The organism is Mycobacterium sp. 1165196.3 (assembly GCF_001673415.1).
Lineage (GTDB): Bacteria > Actinomycetota > Actinomycetes > Mycobacteriales > Mycobacteriaceae > Mycobacterium > Mycobacterium europaeum_A.
The window spans coordinates 1-18,793 of the sequence record NZ_LZLU01000163.1 but is presented as its reverse complement, the minus strand read 5'-3'; the positions used below and the strand labels follow the sequence as shown (position 1 = coordinate 18,793).

Annotated in this window: 19 protein-coding genes and 1 pseudogene; 1 reads left to right on the top strand and 19 read right to left on the bottom strand. The window is 68.4% G+C overall.

Annotation, left to right across the window (positions count from 1 at the left end; translation table 11 throughout):
• Positions 1-43: 43 nt before the first annotated feature.
• From A5659_RS17355 to A5659_RS17265, 19 genes and pseudogenes are all read right to left on the bottom strand, one after another.
• Positions 44-1,177: an alkaline phosphatase family protein gene (locus A5659_RS17355; protein ID WP_067182845.1), complete on the bottom strand. Its 1,134-nt coding sequence runs from the start codon at positions 1,175-1,177 to the stop codon at positions 44-46.
• A gap of 21 nt (positions 1,178-1,198) precedes the next feature.
• On the bottom strand, positions 1,199-1,933 hold the full coding sequence (locus A5659_RS17350) for a DUF6390 family protein (protein WP_255361664.1): 735 nt from the start codon (positions 1,931-1,933) through the stop codon (positions 1,199-1,201).
• Entirely contained in the window at positions 1,930-3,060 is a 1,131-nt protein-coding gene (hypD, locus tag A5659_RS17345; protein ID WP_067182842.1) for a hydrogenase formation protein HypD, read from the bottom strand. The genes A5659_RS17350 and hypD overlap by 4 nt, the downstream gene beginning before the upstream one ends.
• 12 nt (positions 3,061-3,072) lie before the next feature.
• Positions 3,073-3,345, bottom strand: a complete 273-nt coding sequence (locus tag A5659_RS17340) for a HypC/HybG/HupF family hydrogenase formation chaperone (protein WP_066870309.1) — start codon at positions 3,343-3,345, stop codon at positions 3,073-3,075.
• An 11-nt stretch (positions 3,346-3,356) separates the two neighbouring features.
• A complete protein-coding gene (hypE, locus tag A5659_RS17335; protein WP_082976095.1) occupies positions 3,357-4,469 on the bottom strand; it encodes a hydrogenase expression/formation protein HypE in 1,113 nt (370 codons plus the stop codon).
• Complete coding sequence (locus tag A5659_RS17330; RefSeq protein ID WP_067139187.1) at positions 4,469-5,143, bottom strand: SIS domain-containing protein; 675 nt, start codon at positions 5,141-5,143, stop codon at positions 4,469-4,471. Before A5659_RS17330 ends, hypE begins: the two co-directional genes overlap by 1 nt.
• A complete protein-coding gene (locus A5659_RS17325) occupies positions 5,140-5,859 on the bottom strand; it encodes a HypC/HybG/HupF family hydrogenase formation chaperone (RefSeq protein WP_067182839.1) in 720 nt (239 codons plus the stop codon). Before A5659_RS17325 ends, A5659_RS17330 begins: the two co-directional genes overlap by 4 nt.
• The gene (hypF, locus tag A5659_RS17320) at positions 5,856-8,225 is read right to left on the bottom strand and encodes a carbamoyltransferase HypF (RefSeq protein ID WP_067182836.1); all 2,370 of its coding nucleotides are present in this window, start codon (positions 8,223-8,225) and stop codon (positions 5,856-5,858) included. Before hypF ends, A5659_RS17325 begins: the two co-directional genes overlap by 4 nt.
• A 1-nt stretch (position 8,226) precedes the next feature.
• Positions 8,227-8,490, bottom strand: coding sequence for a HypC/HybG/HupF family hydrogenase formation chaperone (locus tag A5659_RS17315; protein ID WP_066870320.1), 264 nt, complete (start codon positions 8,488-8,490; stop codon positions 8,227-8,229).
• A gap of 3 nt (positions 8,491-8,493) precedes the next feature.
• Positions 8,494-8,985, bottom strand: coding sequence for a hydrogenase maturation protease (locus A5659_RS17310; protein ID WP_066870323.1), 492 nt, complete (start codon positions 8,983-8,985; stop codon positions 8,494-8,496).
• Positions 8,986-9,112: 127 nt separating this feature from the next.
• A pseudogene (locus A5659_RS17305) lies at positions 9,113-10,475 on the bottom strand (hypothetical protein); the annotation flags it as partial.
• Positions 10,472-11,113, bottom strand: coding sequence for a DUF6084 family protein (locus A5659_RS17300; protein ID WP_066870329.1), 642 nt, complete (start codon positions 11,111-11,113; stop codon positions 10,472-10,474). The pseudogene A5659_RS17305 and the gene A5659_RS17300, both read right to left, overlap by 4 nt.
• Positions 11,110-11,754, bottom strand: a complete 645-nt coding sequence (locus A5659_RS17295) for a DUF5947 family protein (RefSeq protein ID WP_066870332.1) — start codon at positions 11,752-11,754, stop codon at positions 11,110-11,112. The genes A5659_RS17300 and A5659_RS17295 overlap by 4 nt, the downstream gene beginning before the upstream one ends.
• 46 nt (positions 11,755-11,800) lie before the next feature.
• A complete protein-coding gene (locus A5659_RS17290) occupies positions 11,801-12,733 on the bottom strand; it encodes a NifU family protein (RefSeq protein ID WP_066870335.1) in 933 nt (310 codons plus the stop codon).
• Positions 12,734-12,783: 50 nt separating this feature from the next.
• Positions 12,784-14,583: a nickel-dependent hydrogenase large subunit gene (locus tag A5659_RS17285; protein WP_066870337.1), complete on the bottom strand. Its 1,800-nt coding sequence runs from the start codon at positions 14,581-14,583 to the stop codon at positions 12,784-12,786.
• A gap of 102 nt (positions 14,584-14,685) precedes the next feature.
• Entirely contained in the window at positions 14,686-15,741 is a 1,056-nt protein-coding gene (locus tag A5659_RS17280; RefSeq protein WP_066870342.1) for a hydrogenase expression protein HypE, read from the bottom strand.
• 256 nt (positions 15,742-15,997) lie between these two features.
• Complete coding sequence (gene hypB / locus A5659_RS17275) at positions 15,998-16,771, bottom strand: hydrogenase nickel incorporation protein HypB (protein WP_066870345.1); 774 nt, start codon at positions 16,769-16,771, stop codon at positions 15,998-16,000.
• A 28-nt stretch (positions 16,772-16,799) separates the two neighbouring features.
• Positions 16,800-17,135, bottom strand: a complete 336-nt coding sequence (locus A5659_RS17270) for a hydrogenase maturation nickel metallochaperone HypA (protein ID WP_066870348.1) — start codon at positions 17,133-17,135, stop codon at positions 16,800-16,802.
• 99 nt (positions 17,136-17,234) lie between these two features.
• On the bottom strand, positions 17,235-18,347 hold the full coding sequence (locus A5659_RS17265) for a HoxN/HupN/NixA family nickel/cobalt transporter (RefSeq protein WP_066870351.1): 1,113 nt from the start codon (positions 18,345-18,347) through the stop codon (positions 17,235-17,237).
• Positions 18,348-18,504: 157 nt separating this feature from the next.
• On the opposite strand from A5659_RS17265, the gene A5659_RS17260 reads away from it, so the two are divergent.
• Positions 18,505-18,793 (top strand): Fur family transcriptional regulator (locus A5659_RS17260; protein ID WP_197498048.1); only part of this gene is annotated, 289 nt, incomplete at its 3' end.

Sequence of the window (18,793 nt, the reverse complement as noted above, 5' to 3'; positions counted from 1 at the left end):
ACGAGCTGTGAACTCGATCCGAGTCCGGTGTGTGTTTGCGCAGTTACGGCCCGAAAACGATGAGCGGGATGGCCATCTCCGCCGCGGTGGCTCCGCCGTGAAAGCCGACCAGGCGAGACGTTTCCGGGGGCTCGTGCGCGCTGGCCAGTACCGCAGCGTCACCGGAGCAGACGACGACCACGTCGCCGAGACGTTCCAGGTGGTGCGGGGCGACCGTCCCGAACATGCCGGTGGCCACCGCCTGCTCGCGGCCGTACACGGTGGCGCTGCCGTCCAGCAGCTCGCCCCACGCCGCCCGCACGTCGCCGGCCGCCCCCGGCACGGTGTGCAGATACCGCACCCGCGGTTCGCCGGCCACCACCTCGATTCCCTCGCTCAGCCTGGGGTCGGAGTCGAGGTCGATCCGCGCCCGCTGTGGGACGTTGATGCCGCCGTGGTCGGCGGTGACCAGCATCGCCGCGGTCGGCGGCAGCGCCTCGAGCAGGCGGGTCAGCAGCGCATCGACGTTGGTGGCCGCGTCATGCCACTGCTGCGAACCGATCCCGAAGACGTGGGCGGCGGTGTCGAGCTCGGCGGTGTAGCCGTAGACCAGCCCGGGCCCCGCGTGCAGCACGTCGGCCACCAGCCGCGCGTAGTCGTCGGCCGGATCCGCCGGGTGCAGCTCGGCGCCGCGGTAGGCGGCGTCGGTCAGCCCGCTGCCGACGAACACCGCGGGCAACACCGCTCGGGCGCTCACGCCCGCCGCCTGGAGCCGCTCGAACCACGTCGGCACCGGCTGCCACGTGGCGGGCGGCGGGTCGTCACGCCAGCGGACGTGGTTGAGCACCCGATCGGTGCCCGGCACCCGGAGCGTGAAGCCCAGGATCCCGTGCTCGCCCGGCTGCGCGCCGGTGCCAAGCGACACCAGGCTGGTCGGCGTGGTCGACGGGAACGTGCAGTCCAGCCGGGTCAGTCGGCCGGTGCCACCGGCCAGCACGGAGGCCAGCAGTGGGGCGCTGCCGGCCAGCTGGGGGAGCAGGTCCCAGCCCAGTCCATCCACCAGCACGACGAGCACCCGGTCGATCCGGTCCGCGTCCACCGACTCCGCCACCGCCAGTTCGTCCGGTGGGTGCGAGCCGCCCGGGACCCCGAGCAGGGTGGCCGCGGCGGGCAGCACGTCGCGCAGAGAACCGGGCACGGGGCCAGTCTGGTGGCGAAGTCAGACGTGCGCCAGTCGATGGCCGGTCACCAGCAGCTGCCGGTTCGTGCTGTCGGTCAGCGCGCACAGCTGCACCGGCGACAGGCGGCCACACAACCGGCCCCAGTGCATCGCCACCACATCGCCGGCGGCCACGTCGGGGACCGCGCTGTAGCCGTCAACCCACACGTCGAGCGCGCGCGCCGACGGTGTCGACAGCGCCAGCGCCTGACCGTCCCAGGTCAGGCTGCGGCACAACACCTCAACGCGGTCCGCGTCGCGGGAAAGCACTGTGCCGGATGTGATTCGGCAGTTGTCCAGCACGCTCAGCGGTTGTGCGTCGGTACCGCGGCCCAGGAAGCGCGTCCACGGATATACCCCGAACACGTGGAAGCAGTGGTTGCCGGCCGCCTCGCCCGCCAGATCCGCGGTGAGGTGCGACCAGTAGTGGCCCGCCTGCGGGCCGATGATCTCGAGCAGCGCGTCGAAGAATCGCTGCGGGTCGAGGTCGGCGGCGACGCCACCGCCGAGCCAATAGGATTCGACCAGGCGGTAATCCAACGGGTCGGCGATGCCGGTCAGCTCCGACAGCACTCGCAGATACGGCCAGGCCCCGGAGAACTGCGTCGCCGCCCTGCGCACGTCGGCGACCGACCCGCCCCGCAGGGTGGCTCCCAACGGCGGACCGCAGTAGCCCAGCGCGTTGGGCGCGTAGGCGTAGCGCGCGAACATCTCGGCACCGCGGGAATCGGTCAAGTGCGCCCCACCAGCTTGACCGCGTCGCGGTGCATGCGGCCGAAGTTGTAATAGGCCGCGCACGCCCCTTCGGGCGAGACCATGCACGTTCCGATCGGGGTCTCGGGTGTGCAGGCGGTGCCGAAAACCTTGCATTCCCAAGGCTTGAGCACACCCTTGAGCACCTCACCGCATTGGCAGGCCTTCGGGTCGGCGACCCGCACGCCGGGCATCGCGAACCGCAGCTCGGCGTCGAACTCGGCGAAGTCGTCGTGCAGCCGCAGCGCGCTTTGCGAGATGAAGCCCAGCCCGCGCCATTCGAAGTGGGGCCGCAGCGCGAACACCCTGCCCAGCAACGCCAGGGCCGCGGGGTTGCCACGCTCGGGCACCACGCGCTTGTACTGGTTCTCCACCTCGCAGCGGCCCTCGCGGATCTGGCGCAGCAGCATCGCGACCGAGGCGAGGATGTCCAGGGGTTCGAAACCGGCCACCACCAACGGCTTCCGGTACACCTCGGGCACGAACCGGTAGGGCCGGTTGCCGACCACGGTGGACACGTGCCCGGGTCCGATGAAGCCGGACAGCCGCAGGTCCGGCGACTCGAGGATGGCCCTGATCGGCGGCACGATCGTGACGTGGTTGCAGAACACGCTGAAGTTGGGCAGGCCCAGCTCGCGGGCCCGCACCAGCGTCACCGCGGTCGAGGGCGCGGTGGTCTCGAAACCGATGGCGAAGAACACCACTTGTTTGTCGGGGTTGTCGACCGCGATCTTGCACGCGTCCAGCGGGGAGTAGACGAACCGGACGTCGGCCCCGCGGGCCTTGGCGTCCAGCAGGCTGCCGTGCGAGCCGGGCACCCGCATCATGTCGCCGAAGCAGGTGAAGATCACATCGGGCTGGCCGGCCAGCCACATCGCGTCGTCGATGCGTCCCATCGGGATCACGCAGACGGGGCAGCCCGGGCCGTGCACCAGTTCGACGTTGTCGGGCAGCAGGTGTTCGATGCCGTGCCGGTAGATGGTGTGCGTATGACCGCCGCACACCTCCATGAACTTGAACTCCTCACCGTCTGTCCCGGCCAGGTGCTCGATGGCCACCAGCAGCTTGCGCGCCGCGGCCGGGTCGCGGAATTCGTCAACGAATTTCATTGCCGCTCCTCGTCAAACGATGGCCGACGAATCGAAGGCCTGCATTTCGGTCGTGTAGGCGTCGCCGAGTTTCTTGATGGCGGCCAAGGTCAGCAACGCCTCGGTTTCGTCGATCTTGGCCATCGCGAATCCGACGTGCACCAGCACCCAGTCGTCCGGTGCGGGCAGGTCGTCTTCGAGCAGCCGGACGCTGATGGTCCGCTGCACACCACTGACGTCCACCTTCGCCAAGCAATTGGCTGGATCGGTGATCTCGACGATCCGGCCCGGAATTCCAAGACACATCTGGTTACCTCCTAGCAGATTCGCGGCAACGGATCCCCGACGAGCATGTCGACGATCCGGGTGCCGCCGAATCCCGTACGCAGCACCACGCTTTCGGCGGGTTCGGTGACAATCTCCCCGACCTCGGCCGCGTCGGCGCCCAACGGATGCGAGCGCAACGCGTCCAGACCGGCCCGGGCCTCCTGCGGTGCGACGACGGCGACGAACTTCCCTTCGTTGGCGACGTACAGCGGATCGATGCCGAGCAACTCACAGGCGCCATTGACCATGGGCGCCACCGGGAGTCGCTCCTCTTCGAGCAACACTCCGAGGCCGCAGGCCTGGGCCAGCTCGTTGCACACCGTGCCGACGCCGCCGCGCGTCGCATCGCGCATCCATCGGGTGGCCGGGGCCGCCGCCAACAACAGCTCCACCAACGGGCTGATCGACGCGGTGTCGGAGGCGATGTCGGCCTCGATGGCCAGATCACCTCGGGCCAGCATCACCGCCATGCCGTGGTCGCCCATGGACCCCGACAACAGCACCTTGTCGCCGGCGCGCACCGACTGCGCGGACAGCGTGCGGCCCGCGGGGATGACACCGGTTCCGGCGGTGGTGATGAACAGTCCGTCGGCCGCGCCTCGGGGCACCACTTTGGTGTCGCCGGTGACGACCTGCACGCCGGCGGCCGCGGCCGCCGCGGCCATGTCGGCGACGATCTCCTTCAATTCGGCGATTCCAAAACCCTCTTCGAGCACGAACGCCGCCGAGATCCAGGACGGCACGGCGCCGGCCACCGCCAGGTCGTTACAGGTGCCGTGGATGGCGAGGGCACCCAGGGAACCCCCGGGAAACCGGCGGGGCTGCACCACAAACGAATCCGTGGACATCGCCAGCCGCTCGCCGCCGGGTAAAGCCAGGACGGCGCCGTCGCCCAGCGACTCGAGCAGCGGGTTGCGGAACGCCTCCACGAACACGGCGTCCACCAGCGCCGCCGATGCCTTGCCGCCGGCGCCGTGCGCCAGCGTCACGTGATCGTCGAGCAGCCGGGGGCGGCGCCGGCGGAACGACTCGATCCGCTCGATCACGTCACCTTCGCCGAACCGCGGCCCCGACGACAGGTAGTCACTTGCCGGGTTGTTCATCACGCCGCCCCCAAACCCTGATCGCTGCCGAGGTTTTCGTGGACGGCCAGCCACAACTGGTAGCCGACCAACGCCTGCGCCTCCTGGATTCGGTGCACGCTCTGCGAACGAACGACGAAGCAGGCGTCCACGTTCGGGTTGTCCACGAAGGCGCCGCCGTCGTAGCCGGCGAAGCCGATGGTGTACAGGCCGCGCTTGTGCGCCTCGGCCAGGGCGGCCAGCAGGTTGGGCGAACCGCCGCTGGTCGACATCGCGAGCGCGATGTCGCCGTCCTTGGCGCGGGCGATCAGTTGCCGGGCGAACACCAGCTCGAACCCGACGTCGTTGCCCAACGCGGTCAGGATCGCCTGGTCGGCGGTCAACGACCACGCCGGCAGCGGCTTGCCCAGCGGTGGCCGGGCGAACAATCTCGCCAGCGTGGTGCAGTCGGTGCAGCTGCCGCCGTTGCCGAAGGTGAACATCCTTGCGCCGGCGGCGAATCGGCGGGCGAGCTCGGCGGCGGCCGCCGCCAGCAGCTCGGCGTTGGCTTCGAGCGTGGACCGCCGCAACGCCAGGCTTTCCGACGCTTTGGCGTGGGCGGAGGCGGCCAGGTCGGCGAGCAGCGCCGACGGGTCGTCTTCTTCGGCGTCGATGAACGGGTACAGGAAATTGGTGGGTTCGTCGGCCGGGCTCATGAAACGTCCTCCTCATCCACGCGACTGATCGCCATGCCGGCATGCACCAGCACCAACTCACCCGGAGCGACTGGGTCGACGAGCGTGGTGACCACGTCCTCGACCCCCCGGGCGGTGCGCACCCGGGCTTGTCCGCCGACCGAAGCGCTGACCACTTCGCCGAGCCGGCCCTCGTCGCTGCATGTGACACAGACGTCGTCGTCGGGGTTGGGTTTGAGCAGCCCGGAGTGTTCGAAGCACACATGGGTCAGCTCCCACAGCAGGTGGTAGAACAGCACGAAGCCGCCGGTGGCCGGGACACGCGGGTCGGGATCGTCCAGCCAGAGCACATGATCGGCCATCGCGGCCGCTGGCCGCTCGCCGCTGCCGATCCAGATCGTGGTGGCGCCCCAGGCCGGTGCGCGGCGCATCACCGAGCGCACCTGCGCGTTGTCCGCACCCGAGACCGCGACCACGATGTCGCCGGGCCGCACCGAGACCCGGACCAGATCCACCAGATCGGGCCCGGTCAGCGCGACCGCCGGCAGGGCCCGCTTGCCCATGATCACCGGATGCACGAATTCCACCGCGATGTGCAGCGCGTGCGGTTCCCACGACGGCGCGATGGACCACATGGTCGCGCCGGCGGCGAATCGTTTGGCCAGTGTCAGGGCGGTGGCGGCGAGGTCTTCGGCCAGTTCGGCACTCAGGCCGCGATCGATGGCGGTGGTGATCATCGCGTCGACTCCTCCTGCGCGATCAGCACCGAGACCGCGGCCTGGCCCAGCGCCAGCCCGCCGTCGTTCGGCGGCACGACATGATGGGTGAGAACTTCAAACCCGTTGTGCTGCAGCCTCGTACGACAGGCCCGTAACAACAGCACGTTCTGGAAAACCCCGCCGGTGAGGCCCACCAGCCGGGTGGGGCCCGCCACCCGGGTGACCACCTCGGTGACGGCCTCGGCGACGGCCCGGTGAAACGCCGCCGCCAGCGTCGCCGCTGGCGTTCCGGCGTACAGCGCCGCGACCATGGTCTGCACCATCGGGGCGGGATCGATCACCCCGTCGGGGCGCACCGCCAGCGGCAGCGACGGCCGCGCGGACTCCACGCCGACCGACTGGGCCAGCGCCTCGAGTTCGATCGCGGCCTGTCCCTCGTAGTCGATGCGGTGTCGCACTCCGAGCAGGGAGGCGACCGCGTCGAACAGGCGGCCCATGCTCGAACACGGCACGCAGCCCGTCCCGGTCTCCAATTGCGAACGGATGAGCCCTAGTTCGTCGGCGCTCGCTGCGGCCACCGGCGCCAGGTCGGGGGTCCAGTCGATGTCGGCCATCCACAACTGGGACAGCGCCATCCGCCACGGGTTGCGCACGGCGGCGTCGCCGCCGGGCAGCGGCACCGCCAGCAGGTGTCCGGCCCGCACGAAACGGTGGCTTCGCGTTCCGAGGGCCAAAATCTCACCGCCCCAGATCGTTTCGTCACACCCGTAACCGGTGCCGTCGAAGGAGACCCCGATGATGGGTTCGCCGAGGCGACCGTGTTCGGCCAGCAGCGAGACGACGTGGGCGTGGTGGTGCTGCACCAGGTCCAGCGGGCGCTCGTCCGCGTGGCGCTCGGCCCAGCTGCGGGTGTGATAGCCGGGGTGTAGGTCGGCGGCCAACCGCACGGGCCGGCCGCGGATTTCGCTGAGCTGGGACACCGCGCGCTCGAACGCGCGCAGCGTCTCCCAGGTGGCCATGTCGCCGATGTGGCCGGACAGGTACGCCCGGCCGCCGTCGGTGAGGCAGCAGGTGTTCTTCAGTTCGCCGCCCACGGCCAGCACGGTGGGACCCTCGATGTGTAGGTCGACCGGCAGCGGCGCATAGCCCCGGGACCGGCGGACGGGCAGCTCGTGGGCGCCCTGCTCGTCGTGGACGACGCGCACCACCGAGTCGTCACACGGCACATGGATGGGCCGGTCGTGGTCGAGGACCGCGTCGCACAGACCGGGAAGGCGTTGCGCCGCATCCTCCTCGGTGAAGCAGATGGGCTCGTCGGAGCGGTTGGCGCTGGTCAGCACCAGCGCGTCGGGCCCCGGTCCGGGACCGTCCGGCACCGCCGCCAGCAGCAGGTGATGCATGGGGGAGTAGGGCAGCATCAGGCCCAGCAGCGGGCTGCCGGGCGCGACGCCCCCGGCCACCGCGGCGCGAGGGCGCCGACGCAGCAGGACGATCGGGCGGGCCGGGCTGGCCAGCACCGCGGCCTCGGCGTCGTCGACGTAGGCGTAGCGGCGCGCCACATCGAGATCGCGGACGAGCATGGCAAAGGGCTTGGCGCCGCGCGCTTTCCGTGCCCGCAGCGCGGCGACCGCGGTTGCGTCGTCGACGGCGCACGCCAGGTGGTAGCCGCCGATGCCCTTGACGGCCACCACCGCGCCGGAGGCCAGCGCGGCCTGGGTGGCGCTCAGTGCCGCATCGGAGCCGGTCACCCGGCCGGCCGGCGAGGTGAACCACAGCGTCGGCCCGCAGTCGGGGCAGGCGATCGGTTGCGCGTGGAAGCGGCGATCCGCCGGATCGTGGTATTCGGCGGCGCAGCGCGCACACATGGCGAACGCCGACATGGTGGTGGCCGGCCGGTCGTACGGCAGTCGCTCGATGATGGTGAACCGCGGCCCGCAGTTGGTACAGGTCACGAACGGGTGCCGGTACCGCCGGTCGTGCGGGTCGAACAGTTCGGCGAGGCAGTCGTCGCACACGGCGATGTCGGGTGGGATCGGCGTGGTCGCCCCGGGAGCCAATCGGCTTGGCGCGATGCGGAATTCGGGCGGGCAGGCGGGGTCGACCGCGACGTCGGTGACGTGGACGCCGGTGATCCGCGCCAGGGGCGGCGCCTGCGCCCGCAGCCGGCGCGCGAACTCCGCCACCCGCTCCGGCCGGCCCTGCACCTCGAGAAACACCGCACCCGAGTCGTTGCCGACAAACCCGGCCAGACCCAGTTCGGTCGCGATCCGGTGCACGAACGGGCGGAAGCCGACCCCTTGAACCACGCCGGTCACCATGACGCGTCGCCGCACCCGGGTCTCTTCGGGCCGCAACAGCATCGTGGCTTCGGCAATTTCGGTCATCTCAAGCCTCCGGGCTCAGTGCGGGGCCCGCGCGGCCCCGGCCCATCAACTCCAGCCCGGCCATGGCCTGTTCGGCGCCGGCCTGATCGGTCTTCTCGACGACGAAGCCCATGTGGATGATCACCCAGTCACCGGGCGCGAACGTCTCGTCCGGCAACATGCCGACATTGACCTTGCGCTGTTCGCCGGTGACGTCGACCAGTGCCAGCTGGCCCTCGAAACCGTCCAGCATTCCGATGACCTGGCCGGGTATGCCCAAACACATGGCTCAGCACCCCTTTTCGGTCGACGAGGACGGGTGCAGCGCGGCGACGATCTCTTCGACCGCCCGCGCCGCCCGGGGGACGGCCTGGGCGACCGGCTCGGTCAGGCCGATGCCCTCCTGGACGCTGCCCGCCTCGCACCCGACGACCACGGTGTAGGGCGGGTGGCCGCCCAGGGCCCGCAGGCTGGCGAAGACGGCGGCCGGGTCCATGCTGTGACCGTCCAGGCCGCTCGTCTCGGACGGCCCGTCGTGCTCGGCCTGAAAGACGTGCAACGTGCCGGGATGGCCCCGGCTGGGCACGGCGTCGACGAGAACCAGCGTGTCCCACTCCTCGAGCAGGTCATAGGCCAGGTGCATGCCACGGATGCCGTAGTCGATGACCTGAACCGTCGGATCGTCTTGGGGCAGTGCGGCGTTGCGGACCACCTCGGAGCCGAACCCGTCGTCGCCCAGGAAGATGTTGCCGATCCCGGCTACCAGGATGCGCGAAGTCATGGTGGCACCCGCGTCGGCTACATCCGCCTCAACTTCAGATAGCGGCGGGCATCGGGCACGGATATCGCGCCGAGGGCCAGGGCGATTGCGACCACCAGCGCGACCATGGCGATGAAGATCCAACCGAGGACTTCCATGACGAACTCCTTTCAGGGGTTTGTGCTGTGCTGCGATTGCAGCGGCTCGACTTCGTCGGGGGAGAAGTACAGGTAGCGGCCGTACCAGTCGTGCAGGTCGGCGGCTGGGTCCTCGTCGACGACGACGGCGACGTGCTTGTTGCCCTCGACGTCCTCGTGCACCGATGTGACGCGGGCGGTCTTGCCGGCGACGAAGATGTCCTGGGCGTCGGCGTTGCGCCGCGGTCGCAACCGGACCTTGCTGCCGCGCGCTACCCGGACCCCGTTCACCAGCACCGCGTCGATCTCGGGGCGAACCGCGTTGTCGGCCATCGGGTCCCACCAGTCCATGCCGTCGGGAATTTCGGGCACCAGTCCGGCGGAGACCTCGAGCCCGTGCGGATCGCGCAGCACGCCGTGCAGCCGGGCCATGGCCTCGGGCGACATGGCGTCGCATTCGTCGATGATCCGTGCGGCCCGCGGGTCGGTGGCCCGGGCCTGTGCCTTCTCGTCGTCGGTCATGGTCATGACGCGCAGGGTGAGGATCTCGTCGATCTCGGTGCAGTCGTACAGGGCGGTGTCGCTCTGTTCGGCGACCTCGGGGTGGTCGTAGAGGATGATCGGCGAGATCAGCAGCATGTCGTCGGTGCCCGGGGGGCCGGCCAGCACTGGGAAGCAGCGATGCTGCGCGCATCGGGACGCCGCGTCGGTCGCGCTCTGCGGCGGCTCGAGCAACGAGACGAACCGGCCGCCAACCACTTCGGCGATGAGGTGCGTTCCGATCAAGGATCGTGCGATGACTGAATCTTTATCGTCCTGTGCGCTCACGGGTGCGCCGGTGTTGGTGACCCGTACCGACACGCGTTGCAGGTCGCCGTCGGGCTGGCTGGTGACGGTCAACACGCCCCGAATCTCGTGGCGTTCGCGGACCAGCCGGCCGCCGTCCAACATCTCGAGGTCGGTTGCCCCCAGTGCCGTCACCGGGAGCGACCAGGGTTGATCGCCGAACGCGAGGGGGCCGAAGGAGACCTCGCACTCCACCGCCTCGTCCCAGGTGAGCCACGATCCGGTCGCGGTGCTCAGCTCGTCGACGGGTTCGAAATCGCCGCCATCGGTGGCCCTTTCGGCCCGCCGGTGCTGCAATTGCAGGAACCGCACCACCAGCGTCAGCGCCCGGGCGCCGTCGACCAAAAACTGTGCGGCAAGGGCATCGTCCTCGCCCAGGCCGGTCTCAACCGCACCGCTTGGCCCCAAAACCCCGAACTGCCAGCGTGATTGGTTCTTGCTCGACGTCCCCCGGTACGGGTAGAGCAGATAGCCTTCGTAGAGCACCGCGTCGGCGACCGTACGGGCCCGATCCCAACTCGACGTCATCGGGTCACCTCGCGATCGGTGGCATCCAGCAGCGAGGTAACGGCGTGGTCGAAGTCGAGCATCCCGCGGGCCGACTTGTAGCGGGCCAGCTCGGTGATGGTTTCGTGGCTCAGCCGGATCCATCCGCTGTTCGGATAGTGCTGTGCGACCAGGTCGCGCCAGACCGTGACGGGCATCGCGTAGTTGTCCTCGCAGTCCCACGACACCTGCTGCACCGAGAACCCGCGCTCGGAGTTGACGAAAACCGTTCCGCTGAACAGGAACTGCAGGGGCACCGCCCCGTCGCGCAGCGCGTGCAGATATTTGGCGGCGGCCACCTCGAAGTCGTAGGTGCAATCCAGCGGCAGGGTGGCGGTGGTGTGGCCGGTGAAGCCGGGCACCATGGCGGTGCAATGCTGCCAGAGGAAGGTGCGCTGGGTGCTGGCCCAGCGTTCGCGGCCGCCGAACAGGTCCATCAGCCCGGCCGCTTCGTCGTCGGAGTAGGAACGACGCAGCGGCTCGATGCGGACCTGGCAACGCAGGGCGATGGCGTGCACCGGGTCGTCGCCGGCCGCGGTGACGGCGACGCGGGCGGTCAACATCGGGCTGACGGTGTACGGCTCGGCCGTCACGTCCAGCACGTCGAAGCTGACGTTCATGGGAGTGTCTTCACGGCGCGGGCGGCGAGCCGGTCGAAGAAGCCGTCGATGAATTCGCGGGCCTGCTGGCCGCCGTCGAAGCCGCGCCATACCATGCGCAGGCGTCCGACGAATTCGTAGCAGGCGTCGATCGGGACCAAATACGTTTCCGGTTGCGGCAATTCCCCATCCTGGGCGCTGTCGGCGACTCGGACCAGCAGCGCCTCCACGTCGTCGGCGAGCAGGCTCACCCGTGAGTCGGCGTCGCGGATGGTTTCCCAGACCTTCATGTCCAGCTCGGATTCGCATGCTCCGGCCGGTCCGGGGTAGAAGGCGACGGTGTGGCCCAGGGCGGAGTTGGTGAAGAAGAAGGCGACCCCCACCGGGATTTGCAGCGCCTCCCACACCAGGCGATCCAGCGCGAAATCGGGAAACGACAGGTACCGGTCGGGCACCGCGCGGTAGCGCAGGTCGGCCGCCGAGTCGGTGAACAGCAGATAGCAGGCGCGGCAGACGCACATGAGTTGGCGGCCGGCCACATTGACCACGTGCTGGTGCTCGTCGGCGATCGGCTCGGCGCACATCTCGCAGCGTTCGCCCGCGGGCTCGGGGGCGCGCCGGTCGCTCCTGATGCGGGCCAGGACGTCGAAGGGACCTGTCATATGCGCCGCTCCTCAGCATCACTTCGTTCTGCATCGTCGCCGGCGGTCATGCCGGCGCGCCCATCGCGTCGCCCCGCAACGCCACCGACAGCAGGCCGTCGTGAGTCAGCAGGGGAATCGGTTCGAGATGAGCGGCCGAACCGTCGACCGCCGCGGTTCCGGCGTGGACGACGTCGAAATCCGTCCCGCAGCCCGCGCAGCGCAGCAGCCGCTCGCGCAGTTGGGAACCCTTCATCGAGGCGGCGCACACCGGGCAGTGATCCCGGTAGGCGAATGTCCGGTCACCCACCCGGCAGGCCAGCAGGGTCACGCCGTCGATGACGAATCCCGCGACGTCACCGGGGTGCAGCTCGGCAAGCTCGGGGGCCGCGTGCCAGGTGGTAGGTCCATGTCCGTTCGAATGCACGTGCGCCAGTAGCGATTCGGCGGGGATGACGCCCGCCGGAGCGGTCGTGTCGGCGGCGGCGACCGCCTCGATCGAGGAGACCTCCGGCGCCGCCGCGCGAACCGCGTCCTGCACGGCTAGCTCCAGGGTGACCGCCGACGACGGGCAGCTCTTGCAGCTGCCTGTGAACGCCAGCCGCACGGTGAATTCGTCCGGGCGTTCGCCTGGAACGACCTCGAGCAGGTCGACGTCGCCGCCATGCGAACCCAGGTAGGGGCGCACCCGATCCAGCGCATCGGCGACCCTGCGGTGCACGTCGTGCGGATGCAGGCCGTGCACCAGGAGCAGGCTGGCCACCAGGTCGTCGGTGGCCAGCCGCTCGACCAGCCCCCCGTCCGGCCCGGGCTCGGCGGCCATCCGCATGATCCGCTCCAGCCCGGCGCCGTACAGCCCGACTACCTCGCGAACCAGTTGTTGCGCATGGTCATACGCGGCGGCCCCGCCCGCGGCGCAGGAATCCAGCAGTGTCTGGATCCGATCGCCAGCTGTGCGCCACTGCGTGTCGGTCTCGGGGTTCGCCGGGCGATCCGCCATGCGTCACTCCTTTAACGGTGCCGACCCGCTGCGCCCGGCTCCGCCATGTGTCACTCCGCAGCGGGTGACTGGGTGGGCGTGTGCAGTCTGTCGAGCGTCTTGCCCTTGCCCAGGTACATGTGCACACCACATGGCAGGCACGGATCGAAGCTGCGCACCGTGCGCATGACGTCGATCCCCTTGAAGCTGTCCCGGCCGTTCTCCTCGAAGATCGGTTGCCCCTGCACCGCGTCCTCGTACGGGCCTGGGGTGCCAAAACTGTCGCGGGGGTTGGCATTCCACGGTGTGGGCGGGTACGGGTGGTAGTTGGCGATCTTGCCGTCCCGGATCACCATGTGGTGGCTGAGCACGCCGCGCACCGCCTCGGTGAACCCGCATCCGATGGCCTCGTCGGGCACCTCGAAGCGCTCCCACGTCTTGGTGCGCCCGGCGCGGATCTCCTCGAGCGCCTTCTCGGCGAAGTGCAAAGCGCACGCCGCCGCGTAGGCCTGGAAGTAGGTGCGCGCCCGGTCACGTTCGATCGTGTTGCTGCCGTACTTGGGGATGTGCCACTCCAATTCGACGGGCCCCTTCAGCGCCGTCTTGGGCAGGTTGATCTTGACGCTGTTGCCGGTCGCCTTGACGTAACCGATGTCGACCAGGCCGGCCAGCGCCGTCGACCACAGCCGGGCCAGCGGGCCGCCGCCGGTGTCCAGCGCCAGGTGGTCCTTGCCGTCGAACCAGCGCGGTGACATCACCCAGCTGTACTTGCCGCCTTCCATGTCGCGCTTCTGCGGGTGCGGGTTGGTGTGCTGGTTCCACGGGTGGCGTCGGTCCACCGAGTTGCCCAGCGGATCGGTCTTGACGAACATCTCCTGGTCGGTCCAGTCGTCGTAATACGAACTGCCCAAAAGGATTCGGATGCCCAGGTTGATGTCCACCAGCGAATGGGTGACCAACTTGCCGTCCACCACCACGCCCGGGGTGACGAACATGGCGTTGCCCCAGCGCTCCATGTCCTTGTACTCGAAGTTGCACACCTCGGGGTCCTGGAAGGAGCCCCAGCAGCCCAGCAGGGTCCGGCGCAGCCCGACCTTCTCGTAGCCGGGCAGGGCCTCGTAGAAGAAGTCGAACAAATCGTCGTGCATGGGCACGACCTTCTTCATGAACTCGACGTACCGCATCAGGCGCGTCATGTAGTCGGTCATCAGCTGGACGGTCGCGACGGTGCCTACCCCGCCGGGGTAGAGCGTCGACGGGTGCACGTGGCGGCCTTCCATCAGGCAGAACATCTCTCGCGTCCAGCGGCTGACCACCAGCGCCTCGCGGTAGAACTCACCGCTGAACGGATTGAGCGAGCGCATGATGTCCGCGATCGTCCGGTACCCGTGGGCGTCCGCGTGCGGGGCGGGCGTCTTCTCGGCCAGCGACAGGATGCTCGGATTGGTCTCGGAGACCATCTTCTCGCAGAAGTCCACGCCGACCAGGTTTTCCTGGAAGATGTTGTGGTCGAACATGTATTCCGCGGCCTCGCCGAGGTTGACGATCCACTCGCCCAGATGCGGCGGCTTGACGCCGTAGGCCATGTTCTGCGTGTAGCACGAACAGGTGGCGTGGTTGTCACCGCAGATGCCGCAGATGCGGCTGGTGATGAAGTGGGCGTCGCGAGGATCCTTGCCCTTCATGAAGATCGAGTAACCGCGGAAGATCGACGAGGTGCTGTGGCACTCGACGACTTCCTTGTTCTCGAAGTCGATCTTGGTGTAGATGCCCAGGCTGCCCACGATCCTGGTGATGGGGTCCCAGGCCATGTCGACCAGTTGGCCAGGTTCCCGCTTGGCTTGGGTGGCTTCAGGGCTGATGGTTGTCATCGCGTTACTTCTTCCCGCTGGGGCTGCTTGCGCGTCGGCTGATGCGGCGACGGCTCTTCGGCTACGAATGTGGATAAGGAGCGCACCGACCCGGTAGGTGACCTACCAGGTGCGGCGCGCTCCAGTGGTGAGTTGGTCGCCGTTGTGGCGCCACCGCGGCTCCTTGTCGACGGTGCGTTCCGTGATACCCCTCAGACTGCGAATCACGGCTCCGTACAAGCCCGACGCGGTGCTCGAGATCTTGCCGCCCGGCGGTTCGTCCATGAACGGCATGAACTTGTCCGGGAACCCCGGCATGGTGCAGCCAATGCAGATTCCGCCGACGTTGGGGCAACCCCCGACGCCGTTGATCCATCCGCGCTTGGGCACATTGCATTTGACCACGGGTCCCCAACAGCCAAGCTTCACAATGCATTTCGGCGACCCGTACTCGGTGGCGAAGTCGCCCTGCTCGTAGTAGCCGGCCCGGTCGCAGCCCTCGTGCACGGTCTTGCCGAACAGCCACTGTGGCCGTAGCGCGTCGTCGAGCGGGATCATCGGTGCCTGACCGGTCGCCATGTACAGCAGGTAGGTCAACGTCTCCGACAGGTTGTCCGGGTGGATCGGGCAGCCCGGCACGCACACGATCGGGATGCCCGCCTTGCTCTTCCAGTCCCAGCCCAGGTAGTCCGGCACACCCATCGCCCCCGTCGGGTTGCCGGCCATCGCGTGGATGCCCCCGTAGGTGGCGCAGGTCCCCACCGCCACGATGGCGGTGGCCTTGGGCGCCAACCGGTCGAGCCACTCACTGGTGGTCATCGGCTGCCCGGTGGCGGGGTCGTTGCCGAAGCCGCACCAATAGCCCTCGTCCTTGATCTTCTCGTTCGGGATGGAGCCTTCGACCACGAGAACAAATGGTTCCAGCTCGCCGCGATCGGCTTTGAAGAACCACTCCAGGAAGTCGTCCGCGCCTCCGTTGGGTCCGCATTCGAAGTCGATCAGGGGCCAGTGCACCGCGACCTGGGGGAGTCCGGGCAACGCTCCCAAGGCGATCTCCTCGACGCTGGGCTGGGTGGCAGCAGTCAATGCCACCGAATCGCCGTCACAACTGAGGCCCGCGTTTATCCATAGAACATGGATCAATGTTTGTTCTGCCTTGACTGCTGCTTCCGTTGGCATGCTGCAGCTTTCCGGAGCCGGGCTGGGGCTCCTGGCGCCGCCGGAGTCGACCGTCGGCCCACTTGCGCAGCGCTATTTTTTGGGTCTACTCCCGCTATTGGGCGTTGTCAACGGTTCGACATTACTGATTAGTAGGCACGTGTTGTACAGTGGTGAAAAGCCTTGTCGCGCTTAGCTGATCCGCCGCGACGGTTGCGTCGAAACGGGGCGCTGCTCCTGCGAACGTTTCGCAGGAGTGCGCGGGCGGAGGCGCCGTTCAGTCCTCATCCGTGGCGAAGCGCCGCAGCCAGCCGAACCACGCGGCCATACCATCGCCGGTGCGGGCACTGACCGGCAAAATCGACGCTGTCGCATTGACTTTGCGGACGTGGGCGATGTAGCTGTCGACGTCCACGTCCAGGTGGGGCACCAGGTCGATCTTGTTCAGCAGCACCACGTCGACAGACCGGAACATCACCGGATACTTCAGCGGCTTGTCCTCGCCCTCGGTCACCGAGTAGACCATGGCCTTGGCGTGTTCGCCGACGTCGAATTCCGCCGGGCAGACCAGATTGCCGACGTTCTCGATGACCACCAAATCCAGCGCGGCCAGGTCGAGGCCGCGCAGTGCCCGGTTGACCATGGGCGCGTCGAGGTGGCACTCGCCACCAAATCCGTTGCTGGTGTTGAGCAGTGACACCTGGGCGCCGCGGCCCCTGAGCTTGGCCGCGTCCAGGTCGGTGGCGATATCGCCCTCGATCACCCCGATGGCCAGGTCGCCGGCGAGTTCGTCGAGAGTGGCCTGCAGGATGGTGGTCTTGCCGGAGCCCGGGGAGCTCATCAGGTTGAGGGTGCGTACCCCGTTGCGCTCGAACGCCGCCCGATTGGCGTCGGCCCGCATGTCGTTCTCGGCGAAGATCGCCTCCAGCACCTCGACGCGCTGGCCGCCGGTCTGATAGCGGCTATGGTCGCCGCGGTCGTGGTCGTGCGGGAGGTCATCGTGGGAGTGGGTGTGCACGGTCCCGTCGTCGTGCCGATGAAATCTACCCATCGTCAACGCCTTTCACGAGACATCTTTTTCATGACACGTCCAGCGAGGTCACCAGGAATTCGTCGCCGCGCAGCACCTCGACGTCGGGACTGTCACACCGCGGACACCAGATCGACCAGGGCGAGGTGATCTCGGACTGCCCGCCGCAGGCGCGGCACCGGACTTCGGCGCCGACGCATTCGAGTTCGAGTTCGGCGTCCGGCATGTCCTCGGCGTCGCGGACGAGCGTCCAGCAGAAGGACAGCGACTCGGGCACCACCTGGCGCAGCGCACCGACCCGCACCCGCACCACGTCGACGTGGCGGCCGGCGGCGTGATCCCTGACCACACCGGCGATCGCTTCACACAGCGACAGCTCGTGCATCGCCGATCACCGGCGATCCGCGAGCCGGGCGCAGGCCAACGAGCCCATGAGCACTGTTCTACACCCGAACGGCGATTTGCGGTCAGGCTCTTGGTCGACTCAGGAGGTCCACTTCTCTTCGATGCGTCCGTAGCGCCAGACGAGAAGGGCCACCGCCCAGGTGGCGACGAACATGGCGACGACGATGTAGCCGATCGCGTTGAGGTCCAGCCCGCCGATCCAGCTCCAGAACGCGCCCCGCCAACCGAACTGGTCGGCGAACAGGACGAGCAGTTCAATGCTGCCGATCACCCACGCGACGGCCACCGACAGCGCGGTGATGGTGATGTTGTAGTAGATCTTGCGCACCGGATTGGAAAAGGCCCAACCGTAGGCGAAATTCATGAACGAGCCATCGATGGTGTCCAGCAGGCACATGCCCGCGGTGAACAGCACCGGCAGGCACATGATGGCGTACCAGGGCAGCCCGGCCGCGGCGCTGGTGCCGGCCAGCACCAGGAGGGCGATCTCGGTGGCGGTGTCGAAACCAAGCCCGAACAACAGCCCGACGGGATAGCAGTGCCAGGACTTGGTGATCGACTTGGTGAAGCGGCCGAGCAACCGGTTGATCAGCCCACGGTTGCCCAGTTGCCGTTCCAGTTCGGCCGCGTCGGTGTCGGGATCGTATTCGCCCCGCCGCAGTCGGGTGAACACCCGCAGGATGCCGACCAGGACGATGAGGTTGAGCAGCGCGATGGCGTAGAGGAACACGCCCGAGACGCTGGTGCCGATCAGCCCGGTGTAATGGTGCAGCGTCGAGGAGTCGTCCTCGACCGGGCCGACGACCGCCTTCACCCCGCACGCCAGCAGCAAGGCCAGCCCGAACACCACAGTGGAGTGACCCAGGGAGAAGAAGAACCCCACCGCCAGCGGGCGTTGCCCATCGTTCATCAGCTTGCGGGTGGTGTTGTCGATAGCGGCGATATGGTCGGCGTCGAACGCGTGCCGCATGCCCAGGGTGTAGGCCGTCAGTCCGATGCCGACACCAAATGCCTTACCGCCCAAGCTGTATTGGGCCGGTGCCACGAGCAGAATCATGGTGAGCCAGCCGAGCAGGTGTAGCGCGACGATCACCGCCAGCATCGTCGCCAGCCGCCACCGCTCCGCCCGCGTCAGGGCGCCGCGAAGCCTGCTCGGTCGCGACGGCCGCCGGTCGATCTCGGTGCTGGCCACTGGGGTCCTTCCGGCGCGTCCTTGCGGTATCGGCTGAGACAACCGGCACGACTGTAAGTACCGCGGCTCGCCAGATGCAAGTGAGTCGCAGGAATTCGCGTGCCGCCGATCGCGCCCGGGACTGGCGATCCGGCCGCATGGGGACGACACTGAACCGGTGACGCCCAACCCGTCGGTACTGGATGCGTCGGTCACCGAGCGGATCGGCGATCTGCTGCGCGCCCGGGGGCTGCGGCGGATGGCCTCGCGAATTCAGGTGCTGGCGGTGCTCGAGCCCGTCAACGGTCACCTGCCGGTCGCCGAGATCGACAAGCGGCTGCGCGAATGCCTGCCGCCCGGAACCCATGCGCCCGACGTGGCGACCGTCTACCGCACGGTGACGACGCTGGTCGACCAGGGGGTGTTGCACGCGCTGACGCTCGAGGGCGGCGTGACGACCTACGGGC